Genomic DNA, 24,573 nt, shown 5'->3' on the forward strand with positions numbered 1-24,573 from the left:
ATGAGGACGGATCCACTACCAATCTGAACCTTACCAATATCGTTCGGAACTTAGAAACGCTTACTACCCTGGTAGATAACAATAACGGAACCTTTACCTATACCGATGAGGACGGATCTACTTCCGTAATCGATGTGTCCAACTTAGAGACCCTGACTGCCATTGCCCTGAATGCGGACAATGCCAGTATCGACTATACCGATGAGGACGGATCCACTACCAACCTGAACCTTACCAATATCGTTCGGAACTTAGAGACCCTGACGACATTATCACAAAATGATGCAAGCGCAACAGGAGAGATCACTTATACTGACGAAAATGGCAGTACTAGTACTGCTCAAGTTGTTAGTGCTGATAGTAATAATGAAATCACATCTGGATCTGATGGCGGTGCCTTCTTTACCAGCCCCGTAAAAGCAATGGGTAAAGTTTCTGGTGCCGGAATAGCGGCAAAAATACTAAATGCAACGGTATCCAGAATTGATGAAGGGGATTACCAAGTTACGTTTACAACCCCTATGCCTGATGCTAATTATATCATTCAATTATCTATAATCGATTGTGGAGGAGATTGCCCCGGAAATAGTACGGGAAAATATGATGACCCGGGTATAACATATTATAACCAAACAACAACTGGTTTTAGTGTTAATATTGGAGATAGTGATAATGGAACAATAGAAAAAGATGATATTGATTTAGAATTTATGTTCACTGTACTTGATTTTTAGTCCTTTAAAAAAACCTTGGCTAAAACATGAAAAAAACCAACCTTATGACAATGAAAAAGCAATCCTTAATTGTAGTATTATTTTTATCCTTTTCTACAATGGTGTATAGCCAAATTGATGCAAACTCATTAATGGGATTACCAACGGCAACAGATTTAGCTCAAATAAATGCAATTGCAGGTCCGCAAATCGGATCAGTTGTTTTTAATTTAGGAGATCAGGAAATATATCGTTATACTTCTACAGGATGGCAAATATCAACAGATGACCAAAATGCTTCTGAAGTTAATATTGTTACCCCTGTAGATCTGGATGGAGATACTGTAAATGAAACAACTTTGGAGGCAATGGTTCAATCTATTGCCCCCATTACTTCTAAAGCTGCCAGAATATTTTACCCTCCCTCTATTGCCATAGACGCATCTACAACGGGAACAGGAAGAACAGTTGATTTGTATAATGAGTATATAGCACAATTTGGGACTCCAACAGCTGCTAGTGTTGGTGCTCCTGCTGCCATACCCACATATACCAGAACAGAACTTTATTATTATGTTACTTATGCAGATCCTGCTGTATTCAACAATATTAGTATTGCTGCTAACGGAGTAATGACTTATGATATTATTACAACTCCTGCAACTTACAATTCCTTAATTAATGTAGTATTTGTTGTTCAATAATATGAAAAAGGAAAATATTTATAATAGTCGTTTTTCTATACAAAAGATACTTTTGGTTTTAGGGTTTCTATGTTCTTCCCTATACAGTTTGTATGGGCAATCTATAGTTTCAGTTGAAGTTGTATGGCCAAGTTTTGCAGAAGAAAATTTAGTACAAATAAGAAATGCTGCAAACACTGCTATCCTGTATCAGGATTGCGTTCCTGGCAATTGTTTTGTTAACAGCAACGCTAATTTAGCATATACTAATGCTGGATCTGTAGCGCTAGCAGCCGGAAACTATCAATTACTTGTAGCTGATAGGAGATCTAATGGGTGGCAAGGAACCGCAACAGTAAGAGTCTTTATAGATGGTATATTGACATTAAACACTACTTTTACTACTGGCTTCTTTCAATTTATACCTTTTACTGTAGTGGATACAGGAGTAAATTTTAATCCTCCGCTTACTTTATACGATGAATTTGATGGGAATTTTGATTATGCAGTTACAGGTGCTTCTTTTAGAGATCAACCAGATGGCGTAGATCCTTGTTCTATTACCACTACATCTTCTGCCAATGGATTAACCTCTACTATCCCTCCTACTGCTACCATAAGAAAGGCATATTTGTTTTGGGCACAATCTAATTATGAACGAGACGATCAGGTTACTTTGGAAGGACAATTAGTAACTCCTGATTTAATTAACTCTTATTTACTTAATACCTCCAGTTATTTTGGAATGGTGAGCGATGTTACTACCCTAGTTTCTTCAATCCCAAATCCATCCACCAATGTTTATGATTTTGCCAACTTGTCTATAAATAATACCGGTGGTTATTGTGCAGGGACTACAGTTATTGGCGCATGGAGTCTTATTATTTTTTATTCTGACCCCTCACTTTCTGCTTCTACTATTAACATATACAATGGATTTAATGGTCTTCAAGATCCTACCGGTACAAATCCCCCACAAAGTTTTTTGCTAGATGGTTTTTTTGCTAACGGTTCTTCAGGTTCTAAAACTACTATTTTATCTTGGGAAGGAGATATTCCTTTAGCCAACAATGAACAACTTACAGTAACCCCTACCTCTACAGGTATCGCTACAGAATTGTTCGGGGATGGCGATAATGATGGAACTACTATTGATAACCCATTTAACTCTACAGTATTTGACGGCACAACAGGAGTGGACAGAACCGAATATGGTTTAGATTTAGACACCTACGATATTACAGCAATTATACCTGTTGGAGAAACTTCTATAACCACCAATGTAGATGTAGGGCAAGATTTGGTAATTTTAAATTCTGTGATTCTGAAAGTACCAAGTAATCTAATAAAAGGAACTGTTTTTGAAGATATTAATTATCCCGGAGGTCCTGGACGAAATTTAACCCTATCTTCTGGAATACCTCTAGAAAATGTAACCGTTGAATTATATAATAGCTCGAATGTTCTAGAAAAAACTACTACTACAGATAGTAATGGAGAGTATGTTTTTGGAGGAATGCTTAACGACACCTATACTGTAAGAGTAGTTAACAACACTGTACGTTCTAGTCGATCCGGAGGAGCAATTTGTACAACTTGCCTCCCTGTTCAAACTTTTAAAACTATATATACTGGTTCAACACATACAGAAGTCACCAATCAGGTTGGAGGTTCTAATCCCAGCACCCAAGATACTCCCGCCGGCACGTTTGCAGGAGCTCAAACTATTGCTTCTATAGAGATTAACAACGAAGGACCAACAGATATTGATTTTGGTTTTAATTTTAATACAATTGTAAATACAAATACAAATGGCCAAGGTTCTTTGGAACAATTCATTATTAATTCTAATAATTTAGGCAATACAGGTATAGACATTGAAGCACATCCTGACAATGGTTCTTTAAACCCTGCTTCAGGCGAGGACACTTCTATTTTTATGATTCCGTCTAATCCTGATCCTTTAGGTAGAACTGCAGATACTAATTTTATTGGTGGCATATTTTCAATAACTCAGTCCACACAATTATCTGCGATTACAGATACTGATACATTTATAGACGGAAGAACACAAACTGCATATTCTGGAGATACAAATACCGGTATCGTTGGCTCTGGGGGGACTAATGTAGGGGTTTCTGCTACATCATTACCCAATTACAATCAACCAGAAATTCAAATTAACGGTTCAACTTTAGGGGATTTATTTAGAATACAAGGTGATGGAACAACTATAAGAAATATGGCTATCTATGCTAATGGCAATGTAGGAGTTCTAAATACCGCAGGTTCTCTTGCCAAACCTGTTGTAATTACCGAAAACTTAATTGGTGTTGATGCCAATGGTAGTGTTAGCACAAAATTTGCTACGGGTATAACAGTTTCAGGAACTGCAGTTTCTGAAATAAAAAATAATTATATATCTCAAAACAGCTCTAATGGAATTTCAATAAGCGGAGGAACTTCAACAATAGTACAATATAATGATATTAACACAAACGGAGACAATCCTTGCTCTGATGGTATTTACCTATCTAGTGGTACAGGAGTTCAAATTCAGTATAATTTAATTAACAATAATGCCGCAATAGGGATAGATGGGTGGAATTATCCCGGGGGAGTGATTATAGACGAAAACACAATCACAAATTCTGGTCAAAATGGAGGAGATTGCTCTGGATCTATTGAAAATAATGGAATACGGTTATTTGGAAGTAATTCTTCCATAACTTCAAATATTATAGCAAATAATGGTGGAGCAGGTCTTGTACTTGCAGGAGGTAATACTTCTGGAAATCTGATTTCTCAAAACTCAATATATAACAATGGCACTTCCTCTCCCGCTTTAGGAATAGATATCGATCAATCTACAACAGGAAACCCTGTAGGTGACGGGGTAACTATAAATGACACTAATGATAGTGACAATGGGCCAAACGGCAGCCTTAATTTTCCTGTTTTTGAATCTGCCGTTGTTTCAGGCACACTTTTAAAAATTGTTGGTTGGGCACGACCTGGTGCTATTTTAGAGTTTTTTTTAACAGATATTAATCAAGGTACAGCCAGTACTGGCGATAATCAATTAGGACTAACTCAGGATTATGGTGAAGGTCAAGTGTTTTTAGGCTCTGCCATAGAAGGAAGTGGTGCTGATACAGATGGTACAACTTCATCCTATACAGATGCAGATGGCAATACAGATACCACTAATAGATTTAATTTTTCAATAACATTAAGTACCCCTATACCAACAGGGAGTATTATAACAGCTACAGCTACAATCGCAAATTCGACATCTGAATTTGGAAACACATTTCCTGTAGGTGCTGCAACCATTATCACAAATAGAAGAATTACATATCGTGTAAATAATAATTAATCACGATATTTAATATGAAATATGCAAAAAAGGTATCCAATAATGATTTTAAAAAAAGGCTTTTGCAGAAGAGCATCATCTTCTTATTACATTAATAATAATTTAAAATTTACATTATATATATGAAGTATATTAATAAACGCTAATACCTATTTTTACTAGAATATATTTTTACAGCAAGTAAGTATTTTATCTAACTAAATTGCTTTTTATCGAAGATACAACGCTTTTTATCGTATAAAAACAATAGTTTCAACAATTATTAATATATTTACTGTAATATTTTTACTTTAAAACCGTAAAAACAGTATTACCCCAATATACACTTATGGATAGAATAATTTTTATATTTTTATGTTTCCTCACTCAAATCACAATCGCTCAACAAGCATTTCATAATTTTGGAAATATCCAGATTCATGATCAAGGTCAAATAGGTTTTCATACAGATTTAATCAATGATGGTGAATTTGATCAAAATGCAGGAATTACAGGTTTTTACAACTATGTAGGCAATCTAACCGTATCAGGAAACAATCGACCTGTATTTTATGACATGAAAATTGATGTAGCAGATGATTTATTTCTTGAAATTGCTGTTGGAGTTACTAATTTCCAGGAGTTTATTAATGGAAGAGTACAAACTCCAAGAGATAGAAAACAGGTTTCTTTAGACTATATAAATGACACTCCCTACTTGGGTGAAAACGATGATAGGTATGTAGACGGATATTCTTCTATAACTGGAATATTAGATTTTACATTTCCTATTGGAGATGATTTTAGATTACGACCAATGCGTATTGAAACACAAGCTGCTACAAATACCGCTCGTGGGGCCTATTTTTTTGAAAACCCTAATTTCCCTAATTTTTTCCCAGGTCGTTTTGATACTAAAAACCATAGCAGTGTACTATTTGGTGTTAGCTCTTTTGAGTTCTGGGATTTAGACGGAGATACAGAAACCCTTGTCACACTTACCTGGGATGACAATAGTAATATCCCTACTCTTGTAGATGATCTAAAAAACCTTAGAGTAGTTGGTTGGGATAAAAACTTAGAACAATGGGTTAACTTAGGAAACTCTTCTGTATCCGGGGATTTAAATACTGGGGAGATCACTTCAGAATTGATGTTGCCTGATGATTATACTATTATTACGTTTGGAACTTCAGATACTTTCCTAGATGGAGATCTTCAAATATTTACAGCTGTTTCTCCCAATGGAGATGGGTACAATGACACTTTTATTATTCAAGGTATTGCCCAATATCCTGACAATGAGTTGTTTGTGTACAATAGATGGGGAGTTGAGGTATATAATAAAAAAGGATATGACAATTCTTGGGGGGGAGTATCTGATGGAAGGGCAACTATTGCAAAAAATGAGGGGCTACCTGTAGGAACCTATTATTATGTCTTAAAAATAGATGGACAAAAAGATCGTGCCGGATACCTGTATCTTAATAAATAAAAATATTTTCGAAATTTGATAAAACATTAAAAATAAAAGATAATCTAAAAAAGAAAAAATACATATAGTCAAAATAACATACAGTCAAAATTAAATAGTAACCCCACTTTATTGTTAGATCCACTCATACTGGAAATACACTAATTATAGCTATTTTAAATGAAGAAAATATTACTTACATTGATAATCTTACCCCAGATTATCTTTTCGCAAATAGATGAATATTCTGTAATGGGATTGCCCACCGCAGTTACAAACCTTGAAATGAATGCCGTTACAGCTGCTGCTACAGGCTCTATTCTCTACAACTTAGAAGAAAATAAAATTTTTGTATTTAATGGTACAAATTGGGTTTCTACTACTAATGATAACTGGTTAGTAGATGGAAATACAGGATTACCCTCTACTTCTTTTTTAGGTCACACGGATGATGTAAAAATGGAAATACGGTCTAACAACTTACCTTTATTGCAATTCGGAAGAAGGCAAACCCTTGGGTTAACGCAAGGATTCCCAGATTATACTGATAATGACCAACCCCTTGTTCATATTAATGGGGATGGAAATACTGCTGCCCTGCAATTTGCAGCATCCGGAGCATCGTTTTACAAACCTATGTTTTTTACTACTACCAATGGAAGCTTTAGGTTAAAAGGTAGTACAGGAGGAACTGATTTATTCGAAATAGGTTCTGCGGGACCAGCTAACGATGGAAGGTTAGAATTTATTATCGGTGATGATGGTGATGAAAAAATCATATTTAAGAGGTATGATTACAGAAAAGGTGAATTTCATCGGGAGTTTTTTAGAGTAGAAGGAAGCAATAATACCGCAGATGCCAAAACCAGATTTGGAATAAACATTAACCCTCAGGAAGTAGCTGTAGATAGTGATTATGATGATGCCTCTACTGGTTTTAACACTGCAAACTCCACCCTGCAATTAGATGGATCTTTTTCTACATCGATAATTAGCACTACCGGAAATTTAACCCTTACTGAAGACCATCACACAATACATATAACCGGAGCCCATGATATAACTTTACCCAATGCTAATACCTGTACAGGAAGAACTTATATATTAAAAAATAGCACCAACACCAATAGAACCATTAGCACCTACATTGATTTGGCAAATACAAATCAAACTGCCATACAAAATCAGTCTGTTTTATGGATTAAAAGTGATGGTACAAATTGGCAACAAATAAGTCCAAATGTATCTACAGGTGATGTTGTAAAGGGTGGGGAAATCTTAAGAATGATCAGAGGTAATATAAACCCAAATGGTACCATTGCACAAGGAGCTGGTTTTACAATTACCAAAATAGGAACTGGCAGATACACTATCAATTTCACTTCTGCTTTTATAGGAGTTCCAAGTCTAACAGCAACTGCCGGCGATCTTACTGGTGTTTTAGATGACAATATTGTAGACATATCTCAAATATCAGCGACACAATGCACAGTAAGTACTATTGATAGTAATTCTTATACTTTTGAAGATTCGTATTTTTCATTTATAGTTGTAGGTAACCGATAGCAGTTTAGAAGTTGTAATACCATACTGTATTTTATATACTGTACCTTCCCTATTAAGGTAAAATTTATAAAAAGCATACTAAAGATGTGAAGTTGCTTTTTTTTCAGAAGCGGTAAAGTTCTTGTATAACACATATACTAAACTATGCCGAAGATGGCTACAGAAGTCTTTTACAATAAAAAATCAGGAAGAATGGATCAATATTTTAGGTAATTTCAAGATTTACCTGATATTGATTATGAGTATTGTAATACTGTTTTTTTACACATTCGTACCTTTTATAACTTGAATTTACCGCAATAAATGTTACTATTTTTACGGTAAATTTAAGTTATAACCAATAAATATTACTTAGATCGAAGCCGAAATAGTCTCCATAGATCTATCTACTTTTTTCACTAATCCCGACAAAACCTTTCCTGGTCCCACTTCTATAAATGATGTTGCTCCATCTTTGATCATATTTTGCACACTTTGGGTCCACTTTACAGGGGCAGTAAGTTGAGCTATCAAGTTCTTTTTAATTTCGTTAGGATCTGTAACTGCTTTTGTAGTTACATTTTGATATACCGGACATTTAGGGATATTAAATGTAGTAGCTTCAATTGCTGCTGCTAATTCTTCTTTTGCCGGTTCCATTAAAGGTGAATGAAATGCCCCTCCTACTGGCAAAACCAAAGCTCTTCGGGCACCTTTTTCTTTCATCCATTCGCAAGCTTTATTAACAGCATCTATCTCGCCAGAAATCACTAATTGCCCGGGGCAATTATAATTTGCAGCTACAACAATTCCTTCCACAGCATTACATCCTTCTTCTACCACTTTATCTTCTAATCCTAGCACTGCTGCCATAGTTGAAGGTTTTGATTCGCATGCTTTTTGCATAGCTATTGCTCTTTTATAAACTAATCTTAAAGCATCTTCAAAATTTAAAGCATTATTAGCTACTAATGCTGAAAACTCACCTAACGAGTGTCCCGCAACCATATCCGGTTTAAAACTATCCTCTAATACTTTACTTAAAATAACAGAATGCAAAAAGATTGCAGGCTGTGTAACGTTAGTTTGTTTTAGCTCTTCTTCTGTACCTTCAAACATAATCTTGGTGATCTCAAATCCCAGAATATCATTAGCTTTATGAAAAAGTTCTTTTGCTATTTCTGAGTTTTCATATAAATCAAGACCCATTCCTGAAAACTGAGCTCCTTGCCCGGGAAATACGTATGCGTTCATAAAATACGGTGTATTTAAAATTTCGACAAAAGTAAGAATAATATTTACAACGTTTATTTTTACTTTCTTGAAGTGCTAATGCAAAAAAATCAAAAGTGACAGATTCCTATATTTTCAATTTTTTCTTTTGTAGGTAAAATATGTAAAAGGATATTTATGTTTTTCATCCATATCATGAAATTCTTCTTTTATGACTGCCCAAACTTTCGGGTCAATTTCAGGAAAGAATGTATCTGCATCAAAAGTTTCATGTACTCTGGTAAGTTCTATATAATCTGCATACTCCATACCCATGGTATATATTTCGCCACCACCTATAATAAATGGTTGCATATCCCCTATTGCAGCATCCAAAGCTTCTTTCATACTATGTACAACTATCGCTCCTTCTGCTTGGTATTTGGTATCGCGAGTAATTACAATATGTGCCCTGTTTGGTAACAACTTAGGAAAAGTCTCAAAGGTTTTACGCCCCATGATAATATGATGCCCTGTAGTAATTTCTTTAAAGCGTTTAAAATCATCAGGTAAGTGCCACACTAAATCATTATCTTTGCCTAAAGAATTATTTTCTCCTGCTGCTGCAATCATAGTAATAACGCGCTTAGGTTTTTCTGGTTTTTCTATAGGTTTAGAAGTTCTTTCTTGTATAAATTCCTGCTTCTTTTTAACCAATTCTTCTTTGGGATACATTAACTCTACGTCCTTTTGCAAAAGAGTAATTTCTTCTTTTTGTTTTGCCACTAACTTTGCTATTTGGCGATCACTCCACTCTTTCCCCATAAATGCACTAAACAGCCAAACATTACAAAAATGTACAGCAAAGAAAAATGCCCAAAGTAATATTGCAATAACAAACCAATCGGTTCCAAAAAAGGTTATTCCCTTTCCATACCCAAAAACCAGATTAAGGAGAATAAAAAATACAGACCCTACTATAAAAACTATAAAATGTCTGAACAGTCTTTTTTTCTCAATGACACGTTTACGAGCGTGCTCATATAACTCCCGTTGTTGGGGATCAATTTGTGTGATTTCTTTCTTTTTAAAAAACATATTAATGTTAACTTAGTATCGGCTAGTAAAGATATAGTTTTTACTAAAAAGCACTAAAATTACTTATGAAGAATTTAAGAAAAGAATTTCCGGTTTTAGCTCAAAACACTTATCTCAATACCGCATCTTCGGGATTATTATATGATTCGCTTTTAGATTTCAGGCAAGAACATGATTTAGATTTTCTTGTTGGAGGCAGTATGTTCAGGGATGAACAACATCTATTTATAAACGGTGTTCGCAAAACAATCGCTTCTTTTTTTAAGGGTTTGTCTGCTAATGTCGTTTTAACCCCTAATTTTTCTTTGGGTTTTAATACTATACTAAACGGTTTAGAAAAAAGCAAAAAAGTACTTTTGTTAGAAGGAGACTACCCATCTATTACCTTTGCTGTAGAAAATAAGGATTTCAAAGTGTGCTACGCAAAAACAGATGCTGCTTTAGAACAAAATATAGAGGGTGCTATAAAACAACATGCCCCCAATATTTTCGCATTCAGTCTAGTACAATATCTTAACGGTATTGCTATAGATTTAGATTTTATCAAGGAACTAAAAATCAAATATCCGGATATACTTTTTATTGCAGATGGCACACAGTTTTGTGGCACCAAAGTTTTTGATTTTAGTACTTCGGGGATCGATATACTTGGCTGTAGTGGCTACAAGTGGTTGTTAGGTGGCTATGGCAATGGATTTATGTTATTTAACAACAACATTCTTGATCAAATAACCCCTGTTTCATATACAAATTCTGCTTCTAAATCTAATTATGACCCATCGTACACAAGTTTACAAGCTCGTTTTGAATGTGGTCATTTAGACACTTTAAACTTTGGAAGCTTACAATACTCTCTTAATTTTTTAACCAAAATCGGGCTTTCAAAAATTGAAGAACATATACATGAATTATGCACTTATGCCAAGTCTGAATTTACTAAAGCAAACTTACTGGAAGACATTGTAACCAACAGAAAAAAGCACAGTACTATTTTTAATATAACAGGGGATCAAAAATTACATCTATATTTAAAAAATCAAAATATCATAACTTCTCTTAAAGGAAATGGATTACGAATTAGTTTACATTTTTATAATACAATAGAAGACATCGATAAGATAATAGAAACACTACATCGTTATCGTTAATATCTTATTGTTAATTCTTAATTAAATTATTGAAAATCTAACGCTTACAGTTTTTCATTGCTAGTATTTTACAGTAACTTAGTTTTGATTTTATTAACCAACATTTAATATTCAACAAAATTATGGCAATTACTAAACAATATTTAAAGTCCAAACCTATCTGTAAAGTTACTTTTATCGTTCCTGCTAAAGATGCTAACTCTGTTAGTGTAGCTGGAGAATTTAATGAGTGGGATACTGAGGCAACTGTTTTAAAAAAATTAAAGAATGGTGATTTTAAAGGAACCCTTGAACTTCCTAAAGATACTAATTTTGAATTTAAGTATGTTGTAGATGGTGAATGGACCAACGAGGTTGAAGCTGATGGATATCAATGGAATGATTTTGCAGCTACAGATAATAGTTTATTAGTACTATAATAATTATATTGGATGAGTTCTCGGTAAAACTGGCAACTCATCCAAATATATATCTGTCATATAATAACAGTAGTTACCCTATTTACTTTAATCTTGAAGATTTATTTATAATTATTTCAGATATTTTATCTTTTTCTGCCGGGGATTCAAAAATAAATTTTCCTTCTTCATAATCTTTATCCATAATTTCATGATCAGCAGAAGAGTGAATATATAACCCTGTGTTTTCTATATCTTTTATTTCATTAATCTGTAAATAATTGAATTTTTGAAATGTAGGGAATTTTTTAAATAATATTTTGGACATCCAAAATGCAAGAAGTTCATTTTCGAGTATCAAAATACATCCTTTTTTATCATTAATCATTACCTGACATGCACAAATTACATCTGAATCTGGGGATAGTTCATTCGAAATTAAATCTTGTAATTTATCTGGTAAATTAGAAAGAAAATAATATTTCTCCTTCAAAGCATTAAATGATTTTTTATTAATCATAGCATTGTTTTTTATTTTTATATAATTTTAAAATTGAATATCCATTTTTTTGATTAATGAACTCATCTTGACTTTTTCTATTTCCTAAAAAATGGCTGAAATTCACCCATATTTTGTTACTTTTCTTACCCGTAGCGCTGCTATAGCTTTCAAAAAGTGCCTCATCTGGTCAAATTTCAACTCATTTTCGGTTAAAAACAAAAAGTCAAGATGAGTTCAATAAATAGAATCCTTTTCTAATTTATTATCCAAATCTTCTTCAATCCTTTCTATAAACTTGTCTTCAATTTCTTTCTTGGTATGGTTAACTATATTAAATATATAATGCTGAAACATCGATATAGAAATTGCTAGTATCCCAATTATTAGACCTGGCAAAGAAATTCGTACACCCTCTCTGTTTTCTTTTGAATATAAGAATGGAATTATGCAAAAAATTATAGATACAAAACTGAATATAATAGCATATAACCCAATATATGGAATCAATGAAAAGAACAATGATAAAATTGCTCCTATTAAGCCTGTTATCCCAAAAAATTCAGGAACTCTTGAGGGTTTATTGTTCATGGTAATTATTGGTAGTTAGAAATCCAAACTTATGGTTTTATATCTTTTATTATTTCTGATTTTGACAAATTACCAGTTAAAACCGATAATTTATTATTTTTAATATCCGGGTAAAAATTTCCAAGTTCGTTTTATATAATCTTCGTATTCCAGTCCGAATTGATTTTTTAAAACCTCTTCTTCAACTGCAATTCTCTTCATATATACCAAAAACATCCCCAATCCTAATACTACCATTCCAAAATAACTCTGAAACATAATGGCATTACCAAACAATAATATCCAGGCACCTGTATAACTGGGATGTCGAAACTTTGAATATATCCTTTTTGTATATAGCTGTTGCCCTCTTTTTATTTGAATTGTACTACTAAATGCGTTTTTTAGGGTTTTGATAGCTATTATTCTAAATATCAATCCAAATATTAAAAAAAACACTCCTATAACCATAAGATTAACAGAAATTAGAGGAGAAAAATATGCCCATTCTATTATTGTACCAATATGACCTACAACACTGGTTACCAAAATGAGAAACATTGTTCCTTTATCTGTTTTTTTATTTCGTTTTGCTTCATTAAAATCCATTTGGGGCTGAGTGTTAAGCAAAAAAACAATTACTATGGCAGCAACTATTACAATGGGGTTTATTAGTAAATCTATTTTAAAAACCAAGGGTAAAACAAAGAGTACTAATATATAAATTATGGTAAGTTTTATCTCTTTCATTTAATTTCTTTTAATTTAATAGTGCAAGGTTTTCCTTCTTTTTTGAACTTGTCTACAATCTTATCAGCTATAGCATTTTTTTTTACAGATCTATCCGCAATTGTTGCCTGCATTATAAATCTGGGCTCTGCATCCTTTACAGGATATAATTTGATATGATCAAATAACTTTTTACATCTAAAATATCGTTCATAGTACAAGCTATGTGCTTTTTTAGCATCAAAAAAACAAAAATTAATTTTGTGATATCGATTATACGCCAAAGCGTAACACATTATATAATTCATAATAAGTTTTTCATCACTATCCTTAATTTTTTGCAAACGACTTAGTTCACTATATGAGTAGTTCTTTTTTTCTAAAGTTCTTAAAAAATTAAGTATTTCAATCTCTTCCTTAGATTCTACAAAGCTCAAAATCTGTAACTTTTTCTTTTCTATCGTTCTGTTAGTTAGTTGGTGTATTATTTTTGAAATTTCCTCATTTTGTTTATACCCATAAAATCCACCATTTATAACCCTGCATGATGCCACCATCTCATCATCTGAAAAAGCTGCAAAATGAAAGGAGGAAAAATCGTATGTATCTATTTCCATATCCGGATTAGCAGACAGGTTTCTATTAAACAATGATGTAAATTGGTTTTTATTCCTGCTACGAAAATAAATTTCAAATTCGTGGGGCAGACATAACGGCTTAATAATCATCTATTATAATTTTGTGAACTAAAAAAAATCATTTTACCATATATATTATATCATATTTTGCACAAACATAAAGACGTTTTATTAAGAACAGGGAGTTGTTTTTTATTTGCTATACGACCGTTTGATATTTGCTATATCTTATTTCATATTTGTTTATCAAAACAATTTGATTCGACTTGGTTTGTTCATTAAAAACTTTGCTATAAGAATTTAAACCACTACAAAGCATTAACACTTTTATATGATTTAGCATCTTTTTTACTTTGAAATCATACGTATAGAAATTAAGCTGATTTTTTTAATGAACCAATAACCCCGGAGCTAGCTCACGGGCAATCAGTCTCTCTATGAAGGAGTCAAGGCAAAAGTTTGTACAGACTTGATCTGCATTAAGCACAGTATTTGTACAGAACTAAACCGAAGTATAGTTGCTGTTATATTTTTCAATCAAAGAACAGATAAAAAAGAAATAATTTATTAGTACTGTTTCAAAGTTAAAACAGCACTAATTCTTATATGATATCATTTACACTTTAAATCTACTGGAATAAAATGTCGTTTTTTCATCTCAGCTTCAAAATAAAAATAAACCGTAGCTCTGCTATGCTTGGTACCAGATCAAGTCTAATACAAGTTTTTCTTCTTTTCTGAAATAAAAAAATCTTAATTTTATTTTCCAGTAAATTCAAAATACAAATGGTATAAAATCACCGCAAAGAGAATTGAACTCTTTTTGGTTCAAACGAAAAAGAAAACTCACGAACAGCATCCTCTATCGATGCGTTTTATTTTGAAGTATGGAGTGAAAAATGATATTATAGTCAATTACTCTTGGTTATCAGATCCCTTAATGAGGAATTAAAAGCAATACCGTTATTAGAAGTTGTAATTGATTTTTTTGGTGTATACAACAAGTTCACCTATAAAACCAAAACCACAAAGTATAAATCATCTACTTATTATATATAAAACTAAAGTGTCCTAATTAACAACTTCAACACCTTTCCAAAATGCGACATATCCTTTGATCTGTTTTGCAAGATCACTTGTCTCTGGGTAATACCATGCAGCATCCGGATTTTCTTTCTTGTCCACTTGTATCGTATAATAAGATGCTACTCCTTTCCACGGGCATTTTGTATGTGTGTCGCTAGGCTTAAAAAACTCTTTTTTTATAGATTCGGGAGGAAAATAGTGATTGTTTTCTATCACTTTAGTACTACTGCTCTCTGCTATTATTTGACCATTCCAAATTGCTTTCATTTTTTCTGTTTTTTTATTTTGTTTTTGTTATCCGATCTTAGAAATCAGATAATCTTTATAATCTTTATTTTTATCAGAAAAAGACTTCACTATATTTAAGCAGGATTCTTTTGCTAGCCATTTTACGATATCATCATCATACTTTTGAGAAATTTCGGTATGAATGCTTTCCCATGCTTCAAAATGAACCTGTAACGATAAAACATTAATATCTACTGTTTGTCTTTCTTTACTTATAAGATAGCTTTTTGCGGTCCCACTTTCCGGATCATAAGTTTCCCAGTGCATAAACTTATCTAAATTAAAATTAGCATCGAGTTCTTTATTTATTCTAGCCAAAATATTTTTATTAAAAGCTGCAGTCACCCCAGATTTGTCGTTATACGCATCTAAAACTTTCTGTGGATGTTTTTTTTGATCAAACCCCATAAAAAGAAGGTCATCTTCATGCATCGCATTGCATAGCTTTTTTAAAAACTGAATAGCTCTTGGATGTAATAAATTACCTATATTAGACCCAAGTACCATAATTACTTTTTTACGATCGCTCATCTGCTTTAAACGGTCTAAAACCTCAAAATACTCGCCAACCTGACCTTGAACAGTAACATTGGGCATTTCGAGATTTAGGTTTTTTACCAATCCCCCAATTGCATTTTCACTTATATCAATCGGGGTATATGTAAAATCATATCCTTTTTGAAGTAATTCTTTTAATAATAATTTTGTTTTTTTTCCATCTCCGGCTCCCAATTCAATAAGATCAAAACCTTCTTTTTTTGTATCGAAATGATGGATTATATTAGCTTTATGAGTTTCAAAAATTTCATATTCTGTCCTGGTAAGATAATATTCTGGCAATGCCATTATTTGCTGAAAAAGTTCATCTCCTACTTCATCATAAAAGAATTTAGAGGATAAATATTTTGGAAACGCGGTCAAACCTTCATTTACCTCTTTTTCAAAGGAAGAAACTAAAACTTTTTGATCTTTATAATTCATAAAAAAATAAATTTATATGTCCTTTGCCAACCGCAATCCTGTAAATTGCCATCTTAGGTTAGGATGAAAAAAATTACGATATGTTGCTCTTGTATGGTTTTGAGGCGTAGCAACCGACCCTCCTCTAAGCACTTTTTGATTAACCATAAATTTACCGTTATACTCTCCTAATGCTCCGGGAGCTTTTTTGTAATTAGGGTAAGGTAAATATGCACTTTCTGTCCACTCCCATCTTTCTCCCCATTTAAAAAAAGACTGCGCTGCTTCCCATTCAAACTCTGTTGGCAAACGCTCTCCCTTCCACTGTGAAAAAGCAAAAGCTTCATAATATGACAAATGGGTTACCGGTGCTTTAAAATTTAAAAGTTTTAACCCCTGTAGCGTATATTGATAGTAATCTCCTTCTATTTTATGCCAATACAAAGGGGTTTTAATGTTTTCATTTTGTATCCAATCCCAGGCTTCTGCATGCCAGAGCAAACTATTTTTATATCCTTTATCCTCTATAAACTCCAAATATTCTTTATTGGTCACTAACGCATTTGCTATAGCATATTTTTTAAGATATACCTTATGCCTGCCATGTTCATTATCATAACAAAAACCATCTTCGGAATAGCCTATTTTGTATACTCCTTCATCTATCCATGTATACCCACAAATTTGCTCAGAGATTGGATTTTCTATAAACGTGTTGTTGTATTCAGGAAATAAAGGATTATTACCAAGTATATATTTTATATCTGTAAGTAATAATTCCTGATGTTGTTTTTCATGATGAATCCCTACTTCTACTAATTTTCTAACTTTTAAGTCTTGATTCTCTTCTAAAAACGACTGTAAATGCGAAGTAACATAATCTCTGTATTCATATACTTCTTTTACCGTAGGTCTGGAAAGATTCCCTCTATTAGTACGTATTACTCGTTTCCCTACGCTTTCATAATAGCTGTTAAACACATAAGCATACTCAGAATGAAAACGTTTATAACCCTGTACATATTCGGACAAAATAAATTCTTCAAAAAACCATGTAGTATGCCCAAGGTGCCATTTGGGTGGTGACACGTCTACTATTGGCTGAACTACATAATCCTCTATCTGAAGGGGCGTGCAAATATCCTCAGTATCTGATCTGGTTTTTAAAAAAGAGGTAAGTAAATCATCTGTAATAATCATAAAAAAAGTGTATACAGCTTACGTACACACTCAAATTTACTGTTTTTTACAGTTTTATATCCTCTACCAAGGGTTAATCCAATGTTAAAATTAACTTACCGGCTATTATTGAGGTTTTATAAAAGTAATTGGCACTACATAAGCTATAGCTATAGGTTTCTCACCCCATTTACCCGGATCCATCTTTGGTATTGCTCTAATAATCCTGATTGCTTCTCTTTGTAAATATCTGTGTCCTCCTTCTACTTCCAGCACTTCTACCTTTCCTTTTTTGTTTATAATAAACTCTACGGTCACAGTACCACTTAGTCCTTCGCTTAAGGCAACATCCGGATATTGAAAATTCTGTATGATATGATCTCTTAGCTTTTGATCAAAACATTGTGATGGTGATTGTCTGGATCGATCACATTTAGGCCATATTGGTGTAATTCCTTTTTCGTTCGCATTCTCCTGCGACAAAATTATTGCGTCTTGAGAAAAGGAAAATCCCGAGAGCAACAGGGCAAATATTAGTAATGTTTTCTTCATATTAGTTCTTTTAAATTTGGGCTTAAACTGCAACCGTTCCCTTTATGTGAGGGTGTGATTTATAGTCTTCTAACTTAAAGTCATCAAAAACAAAGCCAAAAATATTTTTCACTTCTGGATTGAGTATCATTTTGGGCAATCTGTGGGGCTCTCTGGACAGCTGAAGCTCTAGCTGTTCTGTGTGATTATTATATATATGTGCATCTCCAAAGGTATGAATAAATTCTCCCGCCTCATAACCACAAACTTGAGCCATCATCATAGTAAAAAGAGCATAAGATGCTATATTAAAAGGGACTCCCAAAAAAATATCAGCACTTCGCTGGTATAATTGGCATGATAACTTACCATTGGCAACATAAAATTGAAAAAAAGCGTGACAAGGTGGTAGTGCTGCTTTACCGTTTTCTACATTTTCAGAAAAAGATTTGGATGTATCCGGCAATACACTTGGATTCCACGCAGATACTAGCATACGCCGGCTATCCGGGTTTTTTTTAAGTGTTTCGACTATTTCCTGTATTTGATCAATTTCATCATTGTTCCAGTTACGCCATTGATGACCATATACTGGACCTAAATCCCCTTTTTCATCAGCCCATTCGTTCCATATACGAACTCCGTTTTCTTTTAAATAGCCAATATTGGTATCTCCTTTTAAAAACCATAATAATTCATGGACTATGGATTTTAAATGTAATTTTTTGGTGGTAACCATAGGAAAACCTTCACTAAGATCAAAACGCATTTGATAACCAAAAACGCTTTTTGTACCTGTTCCGGTTCGGTCACCTTTTTCATTTCCATTATCCAATACATAACGTACAAGATCGAGATATTGCTTCATTTTCCTTTACTCCTTCTGCTTATAATTAAAATTTGCCATCAAAATATATTCAAATATACAAAAAATCAGAAACGAGTCCTCTTTCAACTTTTTGATTATCGGATAGTTTTCAACAATACCACTATATTTTTTATGTTACCCTATGATCATTCCGGCAATAGTAGCAGATAAAAGAGATGCTATTGTACCACCTATCAAGGCCTTCATTCCAAACTCTGACAATGTTTTTCTTTGACCGGGGGCAAGAGATCCTATACCTCCTATTTGTATGCCTATAGATGCAAAATTTGCAAATCCACAGAGCATATATGTAGCCATAATCACAGATTTATTGTATGTAAAATGTAAAGCACTGGCAGGGTTTTTGAGATCTGCCAACTGTATATACCCAACAAATTCGCTGGCTGCCAATTTAATACCCAACAATTGCCCCATAAGCATCATATCTTCTTTTGCCACTCCAATTAACCACATTAAAGGAGCAAACACAGTTCCTAAAATTGCCTCTAAAGAAAATTTGTTATATGGAGTATGATTGGCAAGAAATTGGTCAAGACCTGTTAGTTCTCCAAACTTACCGAAACAAAAATTAATCATAGCTATAAATGCTATAAACACGAGTAGCATTGCTCCTACATTTGCTGCTAGTTTTAATCCTTCGGTAGTTCCATTTGCTATGGCGTCCAAAATGTTGGATCCTATCTTATCTGTAGAGACTTTTACATCTGTATCTATTGATTCTTGCTGAGGGTAGAGTAATTTAGAAACCACAATTGCTCCTGGCGCTGCCATAACAGATGCGGCTAATAAATGCTTTGCAAATTCTAATCTTAAAACAGGATCATCTCCTCCCAAAAAACCTATATATGCTGCCAAAACCCCTCCTGCCACAGTAGCCATTCCACCTATCATCACCAGCAAAATTTCAGACCGGGTCATTCTTTCTAAATAAGCCTTTATCATTAAAGGCGCTTCGGTTTGTCCTAAAAATATATTACCAGCTACGCTCAGGCTTTCTGCTCCAGAAATCCCCATTAATTTAGTAAGTACCCACGCCATACCTTTTACCACAATTTGAATGACTCCCAGATAAAACAAAACAGAAGTTAAGGCCGAAAAGAATATTATAGTTGGTAATACCTGAAACAGAAATATAAACCCAAAACTATCAACGTTCATCATATCCCCCAACAAAAACTCGCTTCCTGCTCTTGTAAAATCCAAAATCAAAACAAAAATCTTTCCTACCAGCTCAAAAGTTTTTTGAACAAAATTTATTTTCAACACTCCAAAAGCCAATAATAATTGAGCCCCCAAGCCAATTCCTACAGTTTTCCAGTTAATAGCTTTTTTGTTTGTACTAAACATATATGCTATAATCAAAAGCACTACCATACCTAAAACACCACGCCATAAACTATCTAAAGAAAACCCTTGATTTGGTACTATTTGTTCTTTTTTGTTTGTTGACTCTGCCAAAGTTTCCTTTTGTGCAATAAGTGCGTACGAAATTCCTTTTTTAGAAACCACCAGAGTAGTATCTGTAATACTAGTAATTTTATACCGTATTAAGGAGTCCTGAGCAGTTTCAGGAAAAAGTAACAGGATATTGTTTTGTTGCAGATAATCTCCTTGAAGTGTCTCGGAGCCATTTTTAAAAGAGTAAGAGAACTGTCCTTTGTCCAGTTTAAAATAATCTCCTTTTTCAACATCAAAAACTTCTCCTGAAGTTCCGCTAGTTTTATCTAAAATCCATTTTTTCTCTATTGACTGTGCAAATATTACAGTAACAGCAAACAGAGAAAAAAGAAAAGTAAGCAATCCTTTCTTCATAAAAATTAACATCATTTAAAAATGCATTAGATTTTTAATATCGATTTATGCAGCTAACTCCGTTTAGAAATTTCATCACGAATCCTGGCAGCTAATTCATAGTCTTCATTAGCAACAGCCTGATCAAGCATTCGATTAAGCTCTTCTGTCGACAAATCCTTGTAACTAGTCTCTTTATCTGCCATTTCAACATCATCTGACACTAATTCGTCTACTAAAAGACTTTCGGTATCGGCTTCGTCTTCCTTTTTTGGGTTAACCTTAAGATATATACCTGCCTGATCCAAAATGTTTTTGTATGTAAAAATAGGGGCTTGAAAACGCAGTGCCAAAGCGATAGCATCGCTTGTTCTGGCATCTATAATTTCTTCTATTTTATCACGCTCGCAAATGATACTAGAGTAAAAAACACCGTCTACAAGTTTATGAATAATTACTTGTTTTACAACGATATCAAATCGATCTGCAAAGTTTTTAAAAAGATCATGGGTTAATGGTCTTGGAGGTTTAATTTCTTTTTCTAGTGCAATAGCTATAGATTGCGCTTCAAAAGCACCTATAACAATTGGCAATTTTCTTTCTCCATCCAGCTCACTTAAAATTAGTGCGTATGCCCCATTTTGGGTTTGACTGTAAGATATTCCTTTTATGTTCAGTCGAACTAAACTCATAATTATTTATCAATAAAAAAAGGCTGTTTGAACATGCGGACTTTTACATAAGTTCAAACAGCCCTTAATTGGGCGCAATTTATGAAAATTATGCGTTATTCGACTTAAATTCTTTTAATTTTTCTATAAGCTTTGGCACTACTTCAAAAGCATCCCCAACTACTCCGTAGTCTGCAGCCTTAAAAAAAGGTGCTTCGGGATCATTATTGATAACGACTTTTACTTTGCTTGCATTAATTCCTGCCAAATGCTGGATAGCTCCCGAAACTCCAATAGCAATATACAAATTAGACGCAACTGGTTTTCCTGTTTGCCCAACATGTTCTGAGTGTGGTCTCCACCCCATATCACTAACGGGTTTAGAACAAGCTGTAGCGGCTCCAAGAACACTTGCCAACTCTTCAATCATCCCCCAGTTCTCCGGGCCTTTTAATCCCCGCCCGCCAGAAACTACGATTTCTGCATCTGCAATAGAAACTTTATCTGTAGCTCGGTCCACTGCCTTTACTTGCACCGCAAAATCAGCTTCTGAAAGAGATGGCTCAAACGCCTCTGTTGTTGCGGATCCGGAATCCTCCTTAAGACCAAATGCATTATTGGACAATCCAACAATCTTAATATCTGTGGTAATCTCTGTTATGTTAAATGCTTTGTTGGTAAATGCAGTACGTTTTACTGTAAAAGGAGATACGTTTTCTGGCAATGCTACTACATTAGAAGCATATCCTGCATTAAGATATACTGCTAATAAAGGTACCAAAAACTTACTATCTGCACTAGAGCTTACAACAACTACCTTAGCTCCTTCTTGTTCTGCTGCCTGCTTTATCACATCTGCATACGCTTTTACATTAAAAGCCGATAATTTATCATTTTTTACAGCTAAAACCTTATCTACACCATAAGTAGCCAACTCGCTGTTATCCCCCGCATTAATACTTATAGCAGTTACTGTAGTACCAAGCATGTTGGCTATTTCTTTAGCATAAGATGCTACTTCAAAGGCTGTTTTTTTAAATTTTCCGCCTTCATTTTCTGTATATACTAAAACTGACATATATTTTTATATTTTTTTATACTGATTTTTGTTTCAGTATTATTTTAGAATTTATTTTAAACCTTATTAAATAACTTTAGCTTCGTTGTGCAACAGTTCTACCAACTGCCCAATATTTTCTGGGCTAATCAATGTCACCTCTCCTTTTGGAGTAGGTTTTTGAAACTGAACAGCTTTTGTTTCCTGGCTTGCTTCAACTGGCTCTACCACGGTAAGTGGTTTTTTACGGGCCATCATTATTCCTCGCATATTAGGGATACGCAAATCACTTTCTTCAACCAATCCTTTTTGCCCGCCTATAACCAGTGGCAGCTTAGTAACCGATGTTTCTTTACCTCCATCTATTTCTCTAATAGTAGTAGCTGTATCTCCTTCTACTTCTATTGCGATACAAGTGTTTACAAAATTAGCTCCGGTAAGCGCAGCTATCATCCCCGGAACCATACCTCCATTATAATCAATAGACTCCCTGCCTGCTATTACAAGGTCATACCCTCCATCCTGTATAACTTTTGCCAATTGCTTAGCTACATAAAACCCATCTGTAGCTTCTGCATTAATCCTTATAGCATTATCTGCCCCAATAGCAAGAGCTTTGCGCAAAGTAGGCTCTGTTTCTGCTCCCCCTACATTTACAACATCTACTGTCGCGCCTTGCTTTTCTTTAAACCACATGGCACGGGTTAATCCAAATTCATCATTAGGGTTAATAACAAACTGCACTCCATTAGTGTCAAATTTAGTATCACCATCTGTAAAATTAATTTTGGAAGTTGTGTCTGGCACATGGCTAATACAAACTAATATTTTCATTTTATATAGATATTTTTTGAGAATTTAATAATAAAAGCGAATGTACAAATAAAAAGTCTAATTTACTATGCGTGCATAGTAAATTTTTTAATGTTACATCCTGTCAAAAGGGTTTTAATTGTTACTTTTGCCTTCGCTATTAGCATAAAGCATTTTTTTGCTAAAGGAAATAAAAAAATAAAAATATATATTATTTTTATTTTTTTTTATTACGACTAAAAAACATACTAAATGAAAATCATACAATTCAGAGAAGCAATTTGCGAAGCAATGAGTGAAGAAATGCGCCGGGATGAGTCTATTTACTTAATGGGAGAAGAGGTTGCAGAGTATAATGGGGCTTATAAAGCGAGTAAGGGTATGTTGGACGAATTTGGTCCTGATCGAGTTATAGACACCCCTATCTCTGAATTAGGTTTTGCAGGTATTGGTGTAGGAAGTGCTATGAATGGCAACCGACCAATAATAGAGTTTATGACCTTTAATTTTTCTTTGGTTGGTATAGATCAAATTATCAACAACGCTGCAAAAATGCGCCAGATGAGCGGGGGACAATTTAATATTCCAATTGTTTTCAGAGGGCCCACAGCCTCTGCCGGTCAGCTAGGAGCTACACATTCTCAAGCTTTTGAAAACTGGTTTGCTAACACCCCTGGTTTAAAAGTAGTGGTTCCGTCCAACCCAAAAGATGCAAAAGGATTATTAAAATCGGCTATTAGAGATAATGACCCTGTTATTTTTATGGAAAGTGAACAAATGTACGGGGATAAAGGTGAAGTTCCTGAAGGTGAATTTACTATTCCTCTTGGTGTTGCCGAAATAAAAAGAGATGGTACCGATGTTACTATTGTTTCTTTTGGAAAAATTATCAAAGAAGCTTACAAAGCTGCCGATGAGCTTGCCAAAGAAAATATCTCTTGCGAAATAATAGACCTAAGAACGGTTCGCCCTTTGGATCTGGATTGTATTTTTACTTCTGTTAAAAAAACAAACCGATTGGTTATTCTGGAAGAAGCCTGGCCTCTTGCCAATATTTCTTCTGAGATAACATATCAGGTACAATCTGAAATTTTTGATTATCTGGATGCTCCTATTATTAAAATTAACACTGCAGATACTCCCACTCCATATTCTCCCCAATTATTGGAAGAATGGCTGCCAAATAGTACAGATGTTGTTAAAGCTGTGAAAAAAGTGATGTATAAATAAAATGAATAATTTT

22 protein-coding genes and 1 pseudogene are annotated in these 24,573 nt (G+C 33.9%); 8 read left to right on the plus strand and 15 right to left on the minus strand.

Features of this window, described 5'->3' with window-relative positions:
- From ACZIYX_RS19885 to ACZIYX_RS19905, 5 genes and pseudogenes are all read left to right on the plus strand, one after another.
- Positions 1-734, plus strand: a pseudogene (locus ACZIYX_RS19885) (hypothetical protein); the annotation flags it as partial.
- A 26-nt stretch (positions 735-760) separates the two neighbouring features.
- Entirely contained in the window at positions 761-1,417 is a 657-nt protein-coding gene (locus ACZIYX_RS19890) for a hypothetical protein (protein ID WP_462684007.1), read from the plus strand.
- Position 1,418: 1 nt separating this feature from the next.
- Positions 1,419-4,775, plus strand: a complete 3,357-nt coding sequence (locus ACZIYX_RS19895) for a beta strand repeat-containing protein (protein WP_462684008.1) — start codon at positions 1,419-1,421, stop codon at positions 4,773-4,775.
- A 328-nt stretch (positions 4,776-5,103) separates the two neighbouring features.
- Positions 5,104-6,249, plus strand: a complete 1,146-nt coding sequence (locus ACZIYX_RS19900; protein WP_462684009.1) for a gliding motility-associated C-terminal domain-containing protein — start codon at positions 5,104-5,106, stop codon at positions 6,247-6,249.
- Positions 6,250-6,408: 159 nt separating this feature from the next.
- Positions 6,409-7,794 carry a hypothetical protein gene (locus tag ACZIYX_RS19905; RefSeq protein WP_462684010.1) on the plus strand — a complete coding sequence of 462 codons (1,386 nt, stop codon included), beginning with the start codon at positions 6,409-6,411 and terminating at the stop codon, positions 7,792-7,794.
- A gap of 351 nt (positions 7,795-8,145) precedes the next feature.
- On the opposite strand, the gene fabD is transcribed toward ACZIYX_RS19905, so the two are convergent.
- Positions 8,146-9,027 (minus strand): ACP S-malonyltransferase, encoded by an 882-nt coding sequence (gene fabD, locus ACZIYX_RS19910; protein ID WP_462684011.1) that lies wholly within the window; start codon positions 9,025-9,027, stop codon positions 8,146-8,148.
- Positions 9,028-9,141: 114 nt separating this feature from the next.
- Positions 9,142-10,083, minus strand: coding sequence for a dihydrofolate reductase (locus ACZIYX_RS19915; RefSeq protein ID WP_462684012.1), 942 nt, complete (start codon positions 10,081-10,083; stop codon positions 9,142-9,144).
- 65 nt (positions 10,084-10,148) lie between these two features.
- On the opposite strand from ACZIYX_RS19915, the gene ACZIYX_RS19920 reads away from it, so the two are divergent.
- Together ACZIYX_RS19920 and ACZIYX_RS19925 are read left to right on the plus strand one after the other, a co-directional pair.
- Complete coding sequence (locus ACZIYX_RS19920) at positions 10,149-11,231, plus strand: aminotransferase class V-fold PLP-dependent enzyme (protein ID WP_462684013.1); 1,083 nt, start codon at positions 10,149-10,151, stop codon at positions 11,229-11,231.
- A gap of 122 nt (positions 11,232-11,353) precedes the next feature.
- A complete protein-coding gene (locus ACZIYX_RS19925) occupies positions 11,354-11,650 on the plus strand; it encodes an isoamylase early set domain-containing protein (protein WP_462684014.1) in 297 nt (98 codons plus the stop codon).
- Between the two features lie 82 nt (positions 11,651-11,732).
- Here ACZIYX_RS19925 and ACZIYX_RS19930 read toward each other — a convergent pair whose 3' ends face one another.
- The 13 genes from ACZIYX_RS19930 to ACZIYX_RS19990 form a co-directional block, all read right to left on the minus strand.
- Positions 11,733-12,149, minus strand: coding sequence for a hypothetical protein (locus ACZIYX_RS19930; RefSeq protein ID WP_462684015.1), 417 nt, complete (start codon positions 12,147-12,149; stop codon positions 11,733-11,735).
- A gap of 216 nt (positions 12,150-12,365) precedes the next feature.
- On the minus strand, positions 12,366-12,719 hold the full coding sequence (locus ACZIYX_RS19935) for a hypothetical protein (RefSeq protein ID WP_462684016.1): 354 nt from the start codon (positions 12,717-12,719) through the stop codon (positions 12,366-12,368).
- Between the two features lie 99 nt (positions 12,720-12,818).
- The gene (locus ACZIYX_RS19940; protein WP_462684017.1) at positions 12,819-13,448 is read right to left on the minus strand and encodes a methyltransferase family protein; all 630 of its coding nucleotides are present in this window, start codon (positions 13,446-13,448) and stop codon (positions 12,819-12,821) included.
- Positions 13,445-14,155 carry a hypothetical protein gene (locus tag ACZIYX_RS19945; RefSeq protein ID WP_462684018.1) on the minus strand — a complete coding sequence of 237 codons (711 nt, stop codon included), beginning with the start codon at positions 14,153-14,155 and terminating at the stop codon, positions 13,445-13,447. The genes ACZIYX_RS19940 and ACZIYX_RS19945 overlap by 4 nt, the downstream gene beginning before the upstream one ends.
- A 981-nt stretch (positions 14,156-15,136) precedes the next feature.
- Positions 15,137-15,418, minus strand: a complete 282-nt coding sequence (locus tag ACZIYX_RS19950) for a DUF427 domain-containing protein (RefSeq protein WP_462684019.1) — start codon at positions 15,416-15,418, stop codon at positions 15,137-15,139.
- Positions 15,419-15,445: 27 nt separating this feature from the next.
- Positions 15,446-16,420, minus strand: coding sequence for an L-histidine N(alpha)-methyltransferase (locus ACZIYX_RS19955; RefSeq protein WP_462684020.1), 975 nt, complete (start codon positions 16,418-16,420; stop codon positions 15,446-15,448).
- A gap of 12 nt (positions 16,421-16,432) precedes the next feature.
- Complete coding sequence (egtB, locus tag ACZIYX_RS19960) at positions 16,433-17,599, minus strand: ergothioneine biosynthesis protein EgtB (protein WP_462684021.1); 1,167 nt, start codon at positions 17,597-17,599, stop codon at positions 16,433-16,435.
- Between the two features lie 105 nt (positions 17,600-17,704).
- Positions 17,705-18,130 carry an energy transducer TonB gene (locus ACZIYX_RS19965; protein ID WP_462684022.1) on the minus strand — a complete coding sequence of 142 codons (426 nt, stop codon included), beginning with the start codon at positions 18,128-18,130 and terminating at the stop codon, positions 17,705-17,707.
- 22 nt (positions 18,131-18,152) lie between these two features.
- The gene (locus ACZIYX_RS19970; protein WP_462684023.1) at positions 18,153-18,977 is read right to left on the minus strand and encodes a thymidylate synthase; all 825 of its coding nucleotides are present in this window, start codon (positions 18,975-18,977) and stop codon (positions 18,153-18,155) included.
- A gap of 135 nt (positions 18,978-19,112) precedes the next feature.
- On the minus strand, positions 19,113-20,825 hold the full coding sequence (locus tag ACZIYX_RS19975; RefSeq protein WP_462684024.1) for a nucleoside transporter C-terminal domain-containing protein: 1,713 nt from the start codon (positions 20,823-20,825) through the stop codon (positions 19,113-19,115).
- 38 nt (positions 20,826-20,863) lie between these two features.
- Positions 20,864-21,481: a bifunctional nuclease family protein gene (locus ACZIYX_RS19980; protein ID WP_462684025.1), complete on the minus strand. Its 618-nt coding sequence runs from the start codon at positions 21,479-21,481 to the stop codon at positions 20,864-20,866.
- Positions 21,482-21,569: 88 nt separating this feature from the next.
- A complete protein-coding gene (locus ACZIYX_RS19985; RefSeq protein WP_462684026.1) occupies positions 21,570-22,538 on the minus strand; it encodes an electron transfer flavoprotein subunit alpha/FixB family protein in 969 nt (322 codons plus the stop codon).
- A 66-nt stretch (positions 22,539-22,604) separates the two neighbouring features.
- Complete coding sequence (locus ACZIYX_RS19990; protein ID WP_462684027.1) at positions 22,605-23,351, minus strand: electron transfer flavoprotein subunit beta/FixA family protein; 747 nt, start codon at positions 23,349-23,351, stop codon at positions 22,605-22,607.
- A 231-nt stretch (positions 23,352-23,582) separates the two neighbouring features.
- Here ACZIYX_RS19990 and ACZIYX_RS19995 point away from each other — a divergent pair, with 231 nt between their 5' ends.
- A complete protein-coding gene (locus ACZIYX_RS19995; protein WP_462684028.1) occupies positions 23,583-24,560 on the plus strand; it encodes a pyruvate dehydrogenase complex E1 component subunit beta in 978 nt (325 codons plus the stop codon).
- Positions 24,561-24,573 lie beyond the last annotated feature (13 nt).

Source organism: Aquimarina sp. (assembly GCF_977115655.1).